Annotated in this window: 12 protein-coding genes; 8 read left to right on the top strand and 4 right to left on the bottom strand. The window is 55.4% G+C overall.

Annotated features, from left to right (window positions below; translation table 11 throughout):
* Positions 1–19 precede the first annotated feature (19 nt).
* The 8 genes from DDZ13_RS11830 to DDZ13_RS11795 all read left to right on the top strand — a co-directional run bounded on the left by DDZ13_RS11830 (position 20) and on the right by DDZ13_RS11795 (position 8,453).
* Positions 20–1,084, top strand: coding sequence for a substrate-binding domain-containing protein (locus tag DDZ13_RS11830; RefSeq protein WP_110131668.1), 1,065 nt, complete (start codon positions 20–22; stop codon positions 1,082–1,084).
* 153 nt (positions 1,085–1,237) lie between these two features.
* Positions 1,238–2,422, top strand: a complete 1,185-nt coding sequence (locus DDZ13_RS11825; RefSeq protein ID WP_110131667.1) for a prenyltransferase/squalene oxidase repeat-containing protein — start codon at positions 1,238–1,240, stop codon at positions 2,420–2,422.
* Positions 2,423–2,445: 23 nt separating this feature from the next.
* Positions 2,446–2,709 (top strand): hypothetical protein, encoded by a 264-nt coding sequence (locus tag DDZ13_RS11820; protein ID WP_110131666.1) that lies wholly within the window; start codon positions 2,446–2,448, stop codon positions 2,707–2,709.
* Between the two features lie 4 nt (positions 2,710–2,713).
* Positions 2,714–3,526 (top strand): TatD family hydrolase, encoded by an 813-nt coding sequence (locus DDZ13_RS11815; RefSeq protein WP_110131665.1) that lies wholly within the window; start codon positions 2,714–2,716, stop codon positions 3,524–3,526.
* A 156-nt stretch (positions 3,527–3,682) separates the two neighbouring features.
* The gene (gene eboE / locus DDZ13_RS11810) at positions 3,683–4,858 is read left to right on the top strand and encodes a metabolite traffic protein EboE (protein ID WP_110131664.1); all 1,176 of its coding nucleotides are present in this window, start codon (positions 3,683–3,685) and stop codon (positions 4,856–4,858) included.
* Between the two features lie 183 nt (positions 4,859–5,041).
* The gene (locus DDZ13_RS11805; protein WP_110131663.1) at positions 5,042–5,902 is read left to right on the top strand and encodes a UbiA family prenyltransferase; all 861 of its coding nucleotides are present in this window, start codon (positions 5,042–5,044) and stop codon (positions 5,900–5,902) included.
* Positions 5,902–7,083: a 3-dehydroquinate synthase gene (locus DDZ13_RS11800; protein WP_110131662.1), complete on the top strand. Its 1,182-nt coding sequence runs from the start codon at positions 5,902–5,904 to the stop codon at positions 7,081–7,083. Before DDZ13_RS11805 ends, DDZ13_RS11800 begins: the two co-directional genes overlap by 1 nt.
* Entirely contained in the window at positions 7,080–8,453 is a 1,374-nt protein-coding gene (locus DDZ13_RS11795; protein WP_110131661.1) for an alkaline phosphatase family protein, read from the top strand. Before DDZ13_RS11800 ends, DDZ13_RS11795 begins: the two co-directional genes overlap by 4 nt.
* A 329-nt stretch (positions 8,454–8,782) precedes the next feature.
* Here the strand turns inward: DDZ13_RS11795 and DDZ13_RS11790 are convergent, their stop codons facing one another.
* From DDZ13_RS11790 to DDZ13_RS11775, 4 genes are all read right to left on the bottom strand, one after another.
* Positions 8,783–10,939, bottom strand: a complete 2,157-nt coding sequence (locus DDZ13_RS11790; RefSeq protein WP_158279907.1) for a TonB-dependent receptor — start codon at positions 10,937–10,939, stop codon at positions 8,783–8,785.
* Between the two features lie 171 nt (positions 10,940–11,110).
* A complete protein-coding gene (locus DDZ13_RS11785) occupies positions 11,111–12,427 on the bottom strand; it encodes a sigma-54-dependent transcriptional regulator (RefSeq protein ID WP_110131659.1) in 1,317 nt (438 codons plus the stop codon).
* On the bottom strand, positions 12,424–13,803 hold the full coding sequence (locus DDZ13_RS11780; RefSeq protein ID WP_110131658.1) for a sensor histidine kinase: 1,380 nt from the start codon (positions 13,801–13,803) through the stop codon (positions 12,424–12,426). Before DDZ13_RS11780 ends, DDZ13_RS11785 begins: the two co-directional genes overlap by 4 nt.
* A 248-nt stretch (positions 13,804–14,051) precedes the next feature.
* Positions 14,052–14,831, bottom strand: a complete 780-nt coding sequence (locus tag DDZ13_RS11775) for a YdjY domain-containing protein (RefSeq protein WP_110131657.1) — start codon at positions 14,829–14,831, stop codon at positions 14,052–14,054.
* Positions 14,832–14,839: the final 8 nt, after the last annotated feature.

The raw sequence follows: 14,839 nt of genomic DNA, 5'->3' as shown, positions 1-14,839 counted from the left end.
GGTAGTTAATCCTTGGGTTATGAATTATTTCCAATTTCGCACCGCGACGGAACAGGTAACGGATTATCTTCGCGATGAGCTTGCTCGGCGGCGTTGGAGTGTTCATCTGCCCGGGAGCAACGCATTGGCCAAGGATTTGGGTGTGGGCAAAGGGACGATCGAGTCGGCACTGGAAAAACTGGAGGACGAGGGCTTGCTGGTGCCACAGGGCAAGGGGCGTCCCCGACGGATCGATTTGACGAAGCAGCGGGGCACGACGACCTGTAGGATTCAAATATTACTCGGCGGGGAACTGGACCGCTCGCGGGCGATGATGATCGAGTTGGAACGCCAGTTGCAGCTGGCGGGACATGCGGCGGAATTTTCCCCGAAAACTTTGGAAGATCTGGGAATGCGGGTTAATCGCGTGGCCCGATTTGTACAGAAGACGGAAGCTGACGGCTGGATGATTCTGGGCGGGAATCACGAGATCCTGACATGGTTTGCGAATCAGCCGGAGCCTGTGTACGCGATCTTTGGCCGACAGGCCTCTGTCAAGATCGGAGGGGTCTCGGTCTCCCGGTCCCAGGCTTTGTCCCGTGCGGTTCAACGTTTAGTGGAACTGGGGCATCAGCGTATTGTATTGATGGTTCGTCCGGATCGGCGGAAGCCGAGCCCCGGGCTTTTTGAGCGGCAGTTTCTCGAGACCTTGAGTCGATACGGTATCCACACCGGTTCCTACAACTTGCCCGACTGGGAAGACGAGCCGGAGGACTTTCGGGCCTGTCTGGACGCGCTCTTCAGCTTCACACCGCCAACTGCCCTGGTTTTTGACCAGTCGCATCTCTATTTTGCGGCTCAGCAGCATCTGGCGCAGCGCGGCCTGGTGGCACCGAGGGACGTCTCCATGCTCTGCAACGACCCTGATATCGTTTTTCGCTGGTCGGCTCCCCGCGTTTCTCACCTCCGCTGGGATTCGGGGCGTCTGATTCGACATGCGAGGCGCTGGGCGGGCCAACTGGCACGTGGGCAGGCGCGTCGGAAAAAATCGGTGGTCGAGGCGGAATTTGTCGAGGGCGGTACCATCGGGCCGGTGCCGGAGTGATTCGAGGGTCCGGGGGAGCTGCGGTCACCTCACCCTGAAGCGGGTCTCCGCCTCTTCGATGCCGAAAAAATCAAAGCGGGTCAGGTTTGACCTTCGGAACCATGGGCACATTGTCGTTGTTATAGTATCTGAACCATCTTTATCACTGCTCTTATGAAAATCTCCCTATTCCGTTTCTTCGCTTTCACGCTCCTGATAGCACTTGTTCCAACTGCCCACGCGGAGAGCCCGGTCAAGGACCTCTCGCTTCGCAACGAGGTGGACCACGCGGTTCACCAGAGCCTGACCCTGCTGGCGGAGGAGCAAAATCTGGACGGTTACTGGGCCTCGCCCGACTATCCGGGTCTAACCGCGCTGATCGTTCGATCGTTCCTAGACAGTCCGGTGGACAATGAACGCTGGTCGAAATCGGAGGCCGTGGCCAAGGGAATTGCCTTTATTCTCGATAACGTGAAGGAGGACGGTGGCATCTACAACCGTGGGCTCTACTCCTACAATACGGCGATTTCCCTGATGTGCTTGAACGTTTATGCAGAGGCCGCCGAAAAGTATGGGCTTTTGACGGAGGAAGAACTGTCCGATTTGAAGGAAATTATGGTGCGTGCGCGCGAATTCGTGGTCGGCCAGCAACAATTCTACTCAGAAAAGGATTTTGAAAAGTTCAGCGGAGGTATCGGCTACGGGAACAGCTACAAGCATTCCGATTTATCCAACACCTCGCTCGCCATCCAGGCCCTGCACGAGACACGTCATCTGGTTGACGAAAACGACGAGCAAGCCGTGGAACTGAACTGGGATGCGGCCATCCAGTTTCTCAGTAATACCCAGAACCTGCCTGAGACAAATAAGCAGGCGTGGGCCAGTGGTGACGCGGAGAACCGCGGCGGATTTGTTTATTACCCGGGAGACAGCAAAGCGGGGACCTTTGAGAAAGCCGACGGCGTCACCGGACACCGCTCCTATGGGAGCATGAGCTACGCCGGCCTGATGAGTCTCCTTTATGCCGGTGTAGATAAAGATGATGAGCGGGTCGTTGCCGCCGTCGACTGGTTGAAGTCGCACTTCAATTTGGAAGAAAATCCCAATATGGGATTGGAGGGGCTTTACTACTATTTCCATACCATGGCGAAGGCACTGGATGCCTATGGTGAGGATACATTGACATTGGATGACGGAACGGAAATTGACTGGGCCAAGGTGTTGGCTGAGAGATTTGTTTCCTTGCACAAGCACCCGGGTTTTTGGGTGAATGAGAACAGTCGCTGGATGGAGAGTAATCCTTATCTCGTTTCCGCCTACACACTGTTGGCTCTCGACTATATTTATCCCCGACTCTAAGCCTTGTTGGTAGGAGACGAACAATGAAAGAAACCAAGACAGCAATGATGGACGTCTATTTTATGGATGCCCGTTCCAAACTGATCGACATCGCTGCCTTTATGGACCGCGCTGAACGATACGGGGAAACCGGTGACTACCGCTATCAGGAATTTGTGAAAGCTTTGGATGCGCTCCGCTCGTCGGATCGCGCGGAGTCGGTTTTAATGAAATTGAGCGACCCCAGTAAAGAGCCCAGCGAGAAGGCTAGCGCCGGCCCGGCCGTGGGCGCCTATCAAAAGGATTAGACCGATGCGTTATATCGAGCCGCATGCCCACATGGTCAGCAGGACCATGGACGATTATAAAGCACTGGCCATGGCCGGTTGCCGTGCAATTTGTGAGCCAGCGTTCTGGGCGGGTTTCGACCGCAGCTCGGTCGATGGATTTTACGATTACTTCCGCCAATTGACGGAATACGAACCCAAGAGAGCGGCGCGCTTTCAAATCGCCCATTACTCCTGGATCTGCATCAATCCCAAAGAAGCGGAAGATCCGGAGTTCGCCCGGGAAGTGATCCAGATTATCCCTGAATTTCTCAAGAAGGAGAATGTGCTGGGGGTGGGGGAAATCGGCCTGAACAAGAACTCCAAAAACGAAGTCGCAATTTTTGAAGAGCAGGTGCAGCTGGCCTTGGATCACAATCAGCTCATCCTCATCCACACCCCGCATCTGGAAGACAAATACAAGGGGACACAGCTCATCATCGATATGCTGCGCCAGCACTCGGAGATCGATCCGAACCGTGTTCTGATCGATCATGTTGAAGAGCATACAGTCAAGCAGGTGGTGGAGGCAGGTTTCTGGGCAGGTATCACTCTTTACCCGGAATCGAAATGCACGCCCGCCAGAGCTGTCGATATGCTGGATCTTTACGGATCGACCGACCGGCTCTGGATGAATTCCGCCTGCGACTGGGGTGTCAGCGACCCGCTTTCCCTCCCCAAGGCCGTGCTGGAGCTGCGCAAGCGTGGTTTTGATGAGCAGACGATCGATCGCTTTGTTTACCAAAATCCGCTCAAGTTCCTTCGCCAGAGTGGTATGGAGATTTTACCGGAGGGTTAGACTTGCGGTTGGGTGAGTGTGCTCACGAGCCTTACATTGCTGCGCGGTTGTTGATTGTGTAGAGGCTTGTAGGTCACTCATTGATGAGTAACCTACAAGCCTCCACTGAGTTTGGGTTTGTGGTTTTCGATTTGGCGGTTTTTCGTCGTATTCCAGATGCGTTTTGACGAAAACATCCACTTAGGTTATTCCACCAATATCCACCGGGGAAACTCATGGGAGGAAACTTTTGCCGGCCTGCGTGACTACACGCTGCAGGTAAAAGATGCGGTCTGCCCGGAAGGCGTGCCATACGGGATAGGATTGCGCCTGAGTCACGAAGCTTCTCTGGAATTGGCCGAAGGTGACCGCCTGACGGAATTCCGGCGCTGGCTTGAGGCCAACAATTGCTACGTTTTTACCATCAACGGCTTTCCCTACGGGAACTTCCACGGCACGCGGGTGAAGGAGCAGGTCTATGTGCCGGACTGGCAAACCCAGGCGCGCTTGGATTATACGAAGCGCCTCTTCGATCTGCTGGCGCAATTGCTGCCGGAGGGAGTGGAAGGTAGCATCAGTACCGTGCCCTGTTCGTTCAAGTCTTTCATCCAGACGCCGGCCGAGGTTGAGGCCATGCAGGCCAAGCTGATTGAATGTGCCGAATATATTGAAGAGCTGAGCGATCGGTCGGGCCGCGATTTACATCTTGGGCTGGAGCCCGAGCCGTTCGGCTATTTGGAAACGACACCGGAAACGATTGATTTCTTCAAGAGCTTGTGCACTGCAGCGCCGGATGCCGGGTTGATCCGCCGCCGTATCGGTGTGAACTACGACACCTGCCACATGGCGATCCAGTTCGAGAACGCGGCCGAAAGCCTGGCGGCCTTGGCCGATGAGAAGATTCGCATCAGTAAGTTGCATCTCAGCTCTGCTTTAAGTGTCCGGCCGACCGAAGCGGCGCGCGTGTACCTGAAGGACTTTGTTGATTCGGTTTATTTACATCAGGTCGTCAGCCGCGATCCTGGCGGGGCGATGACGCGATGGGAGGATCTGGACCAGGCCCTGGATGCCCCGGCTAGTCGCACGGGTGAGGACAATGAATGGCGCGTTCACTTCCACGTGCCGCTTTATGCCGAACCCGAAGAGATTATGGGCACCACCGTCGGGCATCTCGAAGACACCCTGGATTTTGTGGCGAAGCACCGATCGGTCTGTAATCACTTCGAATTTGAGACCTACACTTGGGAGGTGTTGCCCGCGCATTTGCGAACCGATTCGGTGGTCGAGCAGTTGATTGCGGAATACAAGTGGTGCTTCGATGCCTTTACGAAGAGAAGCATCTCTCTTTCGTAGGGGGGCAGCTTTGCGGCACCTGCGAGCGCTGTGTGCGGTTTATCGCTTGCGCTGCGCTCTCGAACTTCTGCGGGACAAGCTCAGGCCCTGCGGCAAGCAAGCCCCGGCCAGGTAATTTGTTTTTTTCGTAGCCGAAGCCCTTCGGCTTTGGCTTACTGCAGGATTCGCTCATACTGAAGCACCGTGAATCCTTCCATCCATACGCATCTGAGCCTGGCTCGGGTGTCGAATCTGCCGACGACCTGGTCGAATGTCCTCTGTGCCACTCTGTTGGCCGGTGGTTTTCAGTGGTCGGTATTTCTCGGAGCGCTGGTGGCGATCAGTCTGTTCTACATCGCCGGAATGTATCTCAATGACTGGCGGGATGCTGAATATGATCGCAAGCACCGCCCGGAGCGTCCGATTCCTGCCGGCAAAATCTCGCGGAAGGCAGTTCTGCTTTTTGCCCTGACTTACTTCGCGGTGGCGCTCGCGATCAGTGTGATTATGCAACCACTGTCTCTGCTTTGGACGCTTGGTTTGATCCTCTGTATTACCCTCTACGACCTCGATCATAAGAATAATTCGATGAGCCCGTGGATCATGGGGGGCTGCCGTGCCTTGATCTATCCATGGGCTGCTTCGCTGACCGGCCAACCGCTTTCGGTTGAACTCTGGATTGCCGGTGCCGCGGCCTACAGTTACACACTGGGACTGACCTATATTGCCCGGGGCGCCGGCAAGACACGGTCACTGAAATATATTCTTCTAATATGTCTTTTCTTACCCGCGGTGCTATGGGGCAGCCAGTCGAGTGATCAGGCTATGTTTTTGAGGTGGCTGGCGATGGCAGTTTTCCTTGCATGGACCGGCTACTGCCTTAGCGCTTGGTGGAGTAAGTCATCAAGCACGGGGCCCTCCATTGGCAACCTGATTGCGGGATTCTGCTTTGTTGACCTATTGGCGATCACTGTCGTCACGCCGATTACGGTGGCCATTCTGTTCTTAGTGGCATTATTGTTTGTCGGTACACTCAAGTTTCAAAAAATTATTTCAGGCACCTAATGGATGAATCCCCACATTCGATTGTTGAAGAGTTCAAAGTAGCTTATTCCCACCGGGTTTACTTTACCGAAGGTGTCTTTGCGCCCGGTAATTCCCTGCTGGCTTCGACCATAAAAGCGTGCACCAGCGCGGAGACGCCCCGGGTCTTTCTGGTGGCGGATGCGGCATTCATGGCCGCGAACCCGGAAATCAGCTCGCAAATCACGCAATTCTTTGAGCATTGCCGGGGAGAGATTCAATATCTCGGCAGCCTGGAACTGCCGGGAGGTGAGCAGCTCAAAAATCACTCAGAGTATCTCGAGCAGTTGTATCGGGTCATCGAGCAAAATAAGCTCTGCCGCCATTCCTACATTATTGCATTGGGCGGCGGCGCCTTGCTCGATTTGGTGGGCTACGCGGCGTCCACAGCGCATCGTGGCATCCGCCACCTGCGCCTGCCGACCACATCCCTGAGCCAGGGCGACGGAGGCTGTGGGGTGAAGAACGGGATCAACTATTTCGGGAAGAAGAACTTCCTCGGCACATTCACGCCTCCGGCGGCAGTGATCAATGATGTCAACTTTTTGAAGTCACTTCCCGAGGCCCGATTAATCGACGGCTTTATCGAGGCCATTAAGGTCGCCTTGATCAAAGACTGCAGCTTCTTCGACTACATCGAGGAGAACGCGGTCGCCATTATTCAGCGTGATTTTGGCATTATTCGAAAGGTGCTCGAAGCTTCCGCGCGCCACCACGTTTTGCATATCGCGCGGAATGGGGATCCGTTTGAGCTCACTTCGTCACGCCCCCTCGATTTCGGGCACTGGTCCGCGCATAAGCTGGAAGTGTTGACGGATTATGCCCTGAGTCACGGGGAGTCGGTCGCTATCGGCATCGCACTGGACAGTATTTATTCGCATCGAAAAGGCTACCTCTCCGAGGCCAAGCTTCAGCGTATTCTGAAATTGATTCAGAGTTTCGGCTTCCGGATTTACGATGAGCGCTTATCTGAGCTCACAGAAGACGGGCAGTATGTTATCCTGCGTGGACTCGAGGAATTCAGGGAACACATGGGCGGGAAGCTGACCATCCCGCTGCTTCGCGATATAGGCGATCAATTCGAAGTGAACGATATGGATGGGGAGTTGTTGATCGAGAGTATCGAGAGCCTTCGTTCCTGGGAAACGACTTTGCAGACATGAAGCGCACTGCAGTCATCAATGTCGTTGGATTGACGAAATCACTGATCGGAGCGCATACACCGCACATCCGCGACTTTGTCGCGCGTGGCAGCATTCAATCCATACGGCCCGCCTTTCCGGCGGTGACCTGCACCGCCCAGTCAAACTATCTTACAGGGCAGGAGCCTGAGCAACACGGCATCGTGGGTAACGGGTGGTATGATCGCGAGTATGCCGAGCACCGTTTTTGGAAGCAGTCGAACCATATTGTACGGCAGCCGAAAATCTGGGACGCACTGAAAGAGATGGACGCCTCCTTTACCTGTGCCAAACTCTTCTGGTGGTATAACATGTATGCCTCGGTGGATTATTCCATCACGCCCAGACCGATGTATCCCGCCGACGGCAAAAAGGTCTTTGATGTGTATACCCAGCCGATGGGCCTTCGGGAAACAATTAAGGGGGATCTCGGCGAGTTTCCCTTTCCCTTCTTCTGGGGGCCGATGGCGGGGATCAAGTCTTCCGAGTGGATCGCTCAATCGGCGGAGTGGATGGAAGCCAAACATTCGCCGACGCTGAATCTGGTTTATCTGCCGCACCTCGACTATAATCTTCAAAGGGTGGGGCCGAACGACCCTGCCATCAACGAAGACCTGAAGGCGATCGATACGGTTGTCGGGCGGCTGATTCAATATTTTGAGCAGCGTGATGTGCAGGTTGTTCTGTTATCCGAGTATGGGATTACCGAGGTGAGTCGTCCGGTTCATCTCAACCGTGTCTTCCGAAAACAGGGTTGGATCCAGATCAAGGACGAGCTCGGCCTCGAACAAATCGATTGCGGAGCCAGCCAGGCCTTCGCCATCGCCGATCACCAGGTGGCCCACATTTACATAAACAACCCGTCGATCAAAGACGAAGTAAAGAAAACTTTGGCGGCGACCGACGGGGTGGAGCATGTTCTCGATAAAGAGGAGAAGAGAGCCCAGGGGATCGACCACGAACGTGCGGGCGACTTGATCGCTGTCGCGGATAAAGACAGCTGGTTTACTTACTATTACTGGGAGGACGATGCGGTGGCGCCCGACTTCGCCCGCTGTGTCGATATCCATCGCAAGATCGGTTACGATCCGGTGGAGTTGTTTTTCGATCCGGCCATTCGTTTCCCCAAGTTACGTGTGGCGCGACGACTGCTGCAAAAGAAGCTGGGCATGCGCATGCTTCTGGATGTTATTCCTCTCGACGCTTCTCTAGTCAAAGGCTCCCACGGCAGAAGGCCGGAAGACAAAGCGGATTGGCCGGTATTTATCGGTCCGAAAGTCGCAACTGAGGACGAAGAGCTCGAAAGCGCCGATGTGTACGCACGTCTGATCGAGTGTGTGCAAGGAACGTAGGGGCTCCGCTCTTGTCCCGTCCCGGCGTAGTTTTCCGGAGACGGATGCGGATGCCAGTATCGTCGTTCAGACGATACTGCGCCCGTTGTCGTGCCTTGTTGAGGGTAAGACAGTCGAGAGCGGTGCCCGCTTCCCGAGCGTAGCGAGCCGCTGTCGTGCAATCGCGGGCTCCGCAAAGCAGTCGCCCTTGAGATGACCTCGCTGTGGCGCTAAACACAAGAGCACGTCCTGTGTTATAGTGAATCAACGCGGATCGAAATAAAAAACGGTGCCAAGCCTGTCGTTCAAGGAACGACCAGGCCGGCACCGCGAAAAACATGAACCCGGCCTTAGTAGCGCAGGCTTGCCGTGATCCCGAAGTTGCGTCCGACGCCATCGGCACCACTACCGGGTTCGCGGTAGGTGATGTCGCCGATGTTTTCGACGAAGAAGCTGACGCTGCGATTGCCGTCGTCACTCTGCCAGCCGATCATGAAATCCACCACGCCGTATCCGGGCATGCTGCCGTCAGGGTTGCCTGCGGTGGTCAATCGGACGTCATCCGCATCGGAGTCACTCGGGTGTGTGGCCACATCATCATAGTTGTCATGCCAGCGAACCTGTAAAAGACTCCACCAGTTTTCGTCTTTTTCGGCTTTCAGACCGACGCGACCGTATAAGCGGTTGGCGCGTGAAAGGTTGTCTTCCACTGTGCCGCCCATGACCGGGATGTCGCGCGTGGCATCGACCAGTGACATGGAACCAACCAAGGCCAAGCGCTGCCAGGAGCCGACCTCGGCACCATAATCCCAAGCAGCTTCAAAACCTTGGAGACGGGCACTTTCCACATTGGTCGTGACTGCGGGCATCACCGAGAAGTCTCGTTGGATCAAGTCTTCAATGTCAGTCCGAAAAACCGTCAGCGCTAACATATTGCGGCCTTCCTGCCACTTCCAGCCAGCTTCATAAGTATAGCTGAGCTCCGGATCCAGATTGGGGTCGCCGGTGGCCGGGGTCCCGCTGGAACCACGATCCACATTGCCCGCAAGGTTGACCAGGTTAGGCGCGCGGAAACCGCGGGAAACTCCGGCAAATAGTCGATGATTTTTCTTTACCTTCCAAATGCCGCGGATGCTGCCGGTCAAGTCGTCCACGGAGCCATCAACATCATCAAAAGACCATGTGTAGTAGCTGTAGCGCAAACCGCCCACCAAGTTGAAACGGTCATTGATTTCCCAATCATCCTGAAGAAAAGCACCGTAGGACTCGTAGACACTGCCGTCCGGAACGGTGGTATTATTATCCCAGTCTGACTGGCCAAGCGGAGGTAAGGGTGAACCGACCGGACCTTGGAATGCGCGGAAGCTGTTGTCCGTGGTTTCATAGATATATGTGCCTCCCCAGGTAAGTTCATGCGACTCGTCGGCGCCCAGTAAAGAGGTCGCCTGAAGATCGATGCCAAAGACATCGATTACATTGTCATACTCACGCTCGCGGATTTCGCTGCCACCACTCCGGAAAGATGAACGATACTGTTCCTCTGCGAATTGATGCCACCAAAGCTTGGTATCGAAACGATCGACAAAATCATTGGCGACATCCCACGAGTGCTTCAGGTGAAGAAAGCTGAATTCCTGCGGGTCGAAATAGCGGTAGATACGATCCGGATCCTTGGAGTTGGGGGCATAGCCACCAGGACGTGGCGCATCGACTTGACGCTTATGACCGGTGTTCAGCTGTAATTGATGGTCGTCGAAGCCGAGATAAGCAACCCGCAGCCCACCGCTGTAGGCGTCGTAATCGGTGTTGGGAATCTCGCCGCCGTAGCTGCCGGGAAGAAGATGATCTTCGAAATCCTTGCCACCTTCGCGGTCATGAAACCAGCTTCCGCTGACTTCAAAGGAATAGGCCCAGTCGCCGGAGACTCCGTCGATGCCCGTCTCGAAGGTCGGGCCGTTGCCGGTATCGACACGCGTTCGTGCCCAGGGAGAGAATGCCTGGGTCACCCCGCGGCCAGCGGGGGCCAAACGAAAGTCCATCGCACCAGTGAGACCGTCCGAGCCGTTGACAGTGGAGGAGGATCCAAGGATGACATCAATCGAACTTAATCCGGTATCCGGTACCGAGGCCGCATACTGGTTTGGGCCTGGGCGCATAAAAGCATGGCTGAGACGAATACCGTCGAACATCAGCAGAGCCTGCTCGCCGGTCAGTCCGCGAATGAAAGGGCTCGCTTGGTTTGGCGCAGTGCGTTGCACGAAAACACCGGGCGCATAGTTCATGCGGTCCAGCGCAGTTCGTCCAACACGTTGGTCGAGATTGTCCGTTTCAAGTCGGTAAAACGCATAAGGCTGCTCGAACGGGGTGCTGTCGAGTCGTGTTCCTGTGAAAACACTCGGAGGTAGTTCGTAGACGGGTTCAGGGGCTTCCTGATCGGAGGCCAAGAGGGCATTGCTGCAGAAGCAAAGACCGCAAATGGCTAAACGGGATATAGATTTTACAGTCATCTTATAGCTTGATTCTTGTTTGTTGTTTGACGCGGCCATTCCGGACGCGAATCTACTCGAATGAACGCTAGCAGAACGCCAAACAAGTCCCGTTTGGTAGTTTTTAAGGGGTGAGCAAAATACGTTCAGGTGCTGATCAAAATTGGGCCAATCCTGGCGTTCGGCGCATGGTCAGTTGTCCTTGGTGCGTAGTTTGCGTCGCAGGGTGCTGCGATTGGCCTGAAGAGCTGTTGCCATCGGAGCGAGCTTACCGTTGTAGCGTTCGAGCAGTTGTTCGACCAGTGCCTTTTCCAGGTGATCTTCGAGCTCCCGGTAGCTGGGTGCTTTATTGGACTCGAAATATTGGTCGAGCCAGGCGCTCATCTCGTTCAGTAAGGGGCCGGGAAGCGGGTTTGTCCTCGGTCGATCCGATTGCGTGTTGAGGTGGCTCGGCAGGTGCGGTGTGTCGATCACCGTGGCTTCGGAGTTTACCGTAAGGGCAAAGGCCATGGCGTTGTGCAACTCTCTCAGATTACCCGGCCAGTCGTACTGCAAGAGCAGGTCCATGGCAGCATCGCTGACGCTGACATGAAAATCGTTCTTGAGCTGCCCGAGGAAAAAAGAAACCAGAGCGGGCAGGTCTTCCATCCGGTGACGCAAGGGCGGTAGGCGCACTTCGAGAATTTGCAGGCGGTAGAATAATTCGCTGCGAAAGTGTCCCTCTTTAACCGCCTGATGGAGGTCTTCGCTGGTCGTTGCAATTAGCCGCGGAAAAGTGCTCGAGGATTGGGACTCAATCCGGCGCACGAGTTCGGCCTGCACTGTGTCGCCGAGTTGGCCGACATCTTCCATGATGAGAGCGCCGCCTTCTGCTTCTGCGAGAGCCTCCTCCAGTTCAGCGATCGTCGTGCTGGGGCCGGCAACGAATGTGCAGGTGTGCTCGTGACCGCGCATGCCATAGCTTTGGATGACGCGTGCGGTATGTGATTTGCCGCTGCCGATTTCACCTCGCACCAGTACCGGCTCATCGGAAGCGCAACAGTGGGCGATTTGCTGGAATACCGGCCGCATGGCTCTGGCGGCCCCGATATAGGCCGCCGTGTCCGCAGCCTGAGGTCCCGTTGGCTCCTTTTGGCTCTGCATGGAGCTGATAATGCGTTTAAGGCTTTGGTTGAACGCATCGAAATCGATGGGTTTCTGAAAAAATTCCACGGCACCAAGCTTGCGGGCGGTGATCGTGTTTTGAATTTCGCCGTGGGCGGTCACGATGATCGTGGGCAGGTCGAAGTCCTCACCGAGTGAGTCGAGAAATTCGAGGCCATTCTGGTCGGGTAGACCGATATCGAGAATCATGGCCGCATAGGCGGTCGCCCCGGATTTCAGAAGTTTACGTGCTTGTGTGGCGGTGGCGGCGATATCGCTGGATGCGCCGGCCTGTTCGACGGTCGCGGCCAGCGCACGCGCGAGCGCATGTTCGTCTTCAACGATGAGCAAATGGGTGGATTTCATGCCGGATCCTCTTTTGTCGGTTTCGCAAGTGGGAGCTGAACGTGGACACAGGCCCCACCGTCGGGATCGTTCGACGCGTCGATCTTTCCGTCATGCGCCTCAACGACCTCACGGGCAAGTGTCAGACCGATCCCCATGCCGCCCTCACGTTCAGAAAAGAAGGGTTCTCCGAAGTGCTCCAGTGCATCTTTGCTGAAGCCCGGTCCTGAATCGTGGATCACGAGCACGGCGTGCTTATCGGTCCTTTCGAAATCGACTCTGATGTCACCGCCCTCCGGCATCGCTTGTACGGCATTAACCAATAGATTGCGCACGACCTGTTCGATTCGAGCGTGGTCGCAGTTAACGGGTAAAGGATCAGTGGGTTCGGCTATGCGCAGGGTTGCATTGGCGTGGTCCATGGTGGCCCGGAGGCTTTTACTGGTGCGGGCGACCAGGGTAACGAAATTGTGCCGGCTGGATTGTGGCGGGGCCGGACGGACCACGAAGAGCCATTGGTTTACCAGATCAGTAATGCGGTCGACTTCCGTGCGGATCAGCTCGACCGATTCCGAGTCTGAAAGGCTGGGTTGACGCGCCAGTAAGTCGGCATGCAGCCCAATGGACGATGCCGGATTGCGAATCTCGTGAGCCAGGCTGGTGGCAATGCGTCCAAGGGCAGCCATGCGCTCTGACTGTCGTCGTCGGCTTTGTTCTTCACGCAGGCGTTGATGCGTTGCCTCCAGTGACCGCGCAAGTTCGCCAATTTCATCGCTGCGTCCGGAAACGGATTCGGGGAGTCCGGGTGCTGGCCCCTCGTCTTGTTTCAAATGCGGCAGCCAGTTGGTTAAGCTCGAAAGCGGTTTAACAATCCGGTGTGCGAGGTAGTAGGCCAAGCCGCCACAAGCCAGGGTGAGGATCAGGGTGGGGATGAGCACCGTATTGCCCAGACCGGTTGCCAGGATCGAGCGGGTCTCGCGGATCAGCACGATTTGCATAGGCTCGCGCTCAAAGGGGGCGATCGCGATCTCCTTTTCCGCGAATTGAAAGGTCGCCTTGTTTTCTGCCAACGCTTCATTCAAGGCATCCCTGAAACCTGCAGACCAGGCGGCATTGGCAAACTTTGGATTCGCACTCTCCGTGTCATAAAAACCGACCCAAACCCCCAACACGGTCGAGAGCTTCTCCGCTAGAGCGGAAGACTTCGGCAGCTGCAATTCCTCGACAAATTTCGCGTTGGTTTTGGCCATCTGCTCAAGTTGACGCAAGGCGTCGCGCTGACTCCAATACGAGATATACCCCGCCAGAGCCAAGGATGCCAGCAGCACAAATAACGAAAAGGGCAGTGTCAGGCCGCGATAAAGACTGCCACTAAATTTGTTCAGAAGGCGCAACATCTGGACGAAATTTGTTCAAAAATACTTTAACTGGCCAGATTATAAAGTTTCCATGTGCCGATGCCGTTGTGCCCTCTCCAATTTCATCGCAATCGGGAGTGCGGACATTTCCTGTCCGCGTGTCAGGCTTGATGTGACTTACGGCGGCTACTTTGACTTTCCCACTAAACTGAACCGTGTTCCCGTCAGGACCTCACACCGCCTATAGCTCAAATGAATAACTCCTGCTTGCCCTTGAGGCTTAGCACTTATCGGGCTTTCGGCTGCAGCCGCAAGGTGACCTTGGTGTCGAGTGGGGGTAGGTATGTCGGGTCCAACTCCCAGACCAGTTCTCCGTTTTCGCGGCTTTGGATGTCGGGAAGGCCAAGCATTTCGTCGCCAAAGGTGGAGATGGTGATCACATGGCCGCTTTGATCGGCCAGATACTGTTTTTTGCCGTCCTTGCCTTCAACCAAGTGTGAACCGGTAAAGGCAAAAACATCAGGGAAGCTTTCCTTGGCTTCGTCGTCATCGGCCGGTTCTCCTCCATCGCCGTAGTCCGGCATGTAAGGGTCGCCTTCGGTGCGGCGGATGAAATCGCTGATCGGCCGTTCGACAGGATTGCCGTCCTCGTCTTTGATCACCAGAGAAACATGGACCGGATCGCCGCTGGGAGGCACGTGCATCCAGCGGGTTTTTTCTTCATTGATCGGCTTGCGCATGGCTGGCGTGCCGTTTCGGGCTCCGATCAGCAAAAGCGCGGTGTGCACGTGAATCGGAGTGGCATTGATTCGAACCACCGCCTCATGTTCTTTCGTTCCCTCCGTGCAGGCGATCAGTTCCAGGAGGCCATCCTCAAGACTGATTTGGGCCTCCACGTCGACGATGCGGTTCTTGGCATCGATTTGAACGCCCGGGAGTTTGATGACGTCATTGATGGACTTTTTTGAGGCTACGGGCTCTTCTGCGCTCAGAGAAAGAGGCATTCCGGAGACTCCGAGCATGAAGCCAAAAGCAATGATAAGGGGACGGATGGATGAATGGATCATAAACAAAC

The organism is Coraliomargarita sinensis (assembly GCF_003185655.1).
Classification (GTDB): domain Bacteria; phylum Verrucomicrobiota; class Verrucomicrobiia; order Opitutales; family Coraliomargaritaceae; genus Coraliomargarita_B; species Coraliomargarita_B sinensis.
The sequence above is the reverse complement of the archived record's forward strand: the minus strand, read 5'-3'. Positions and strand labels throughout refer to the sequence as shown.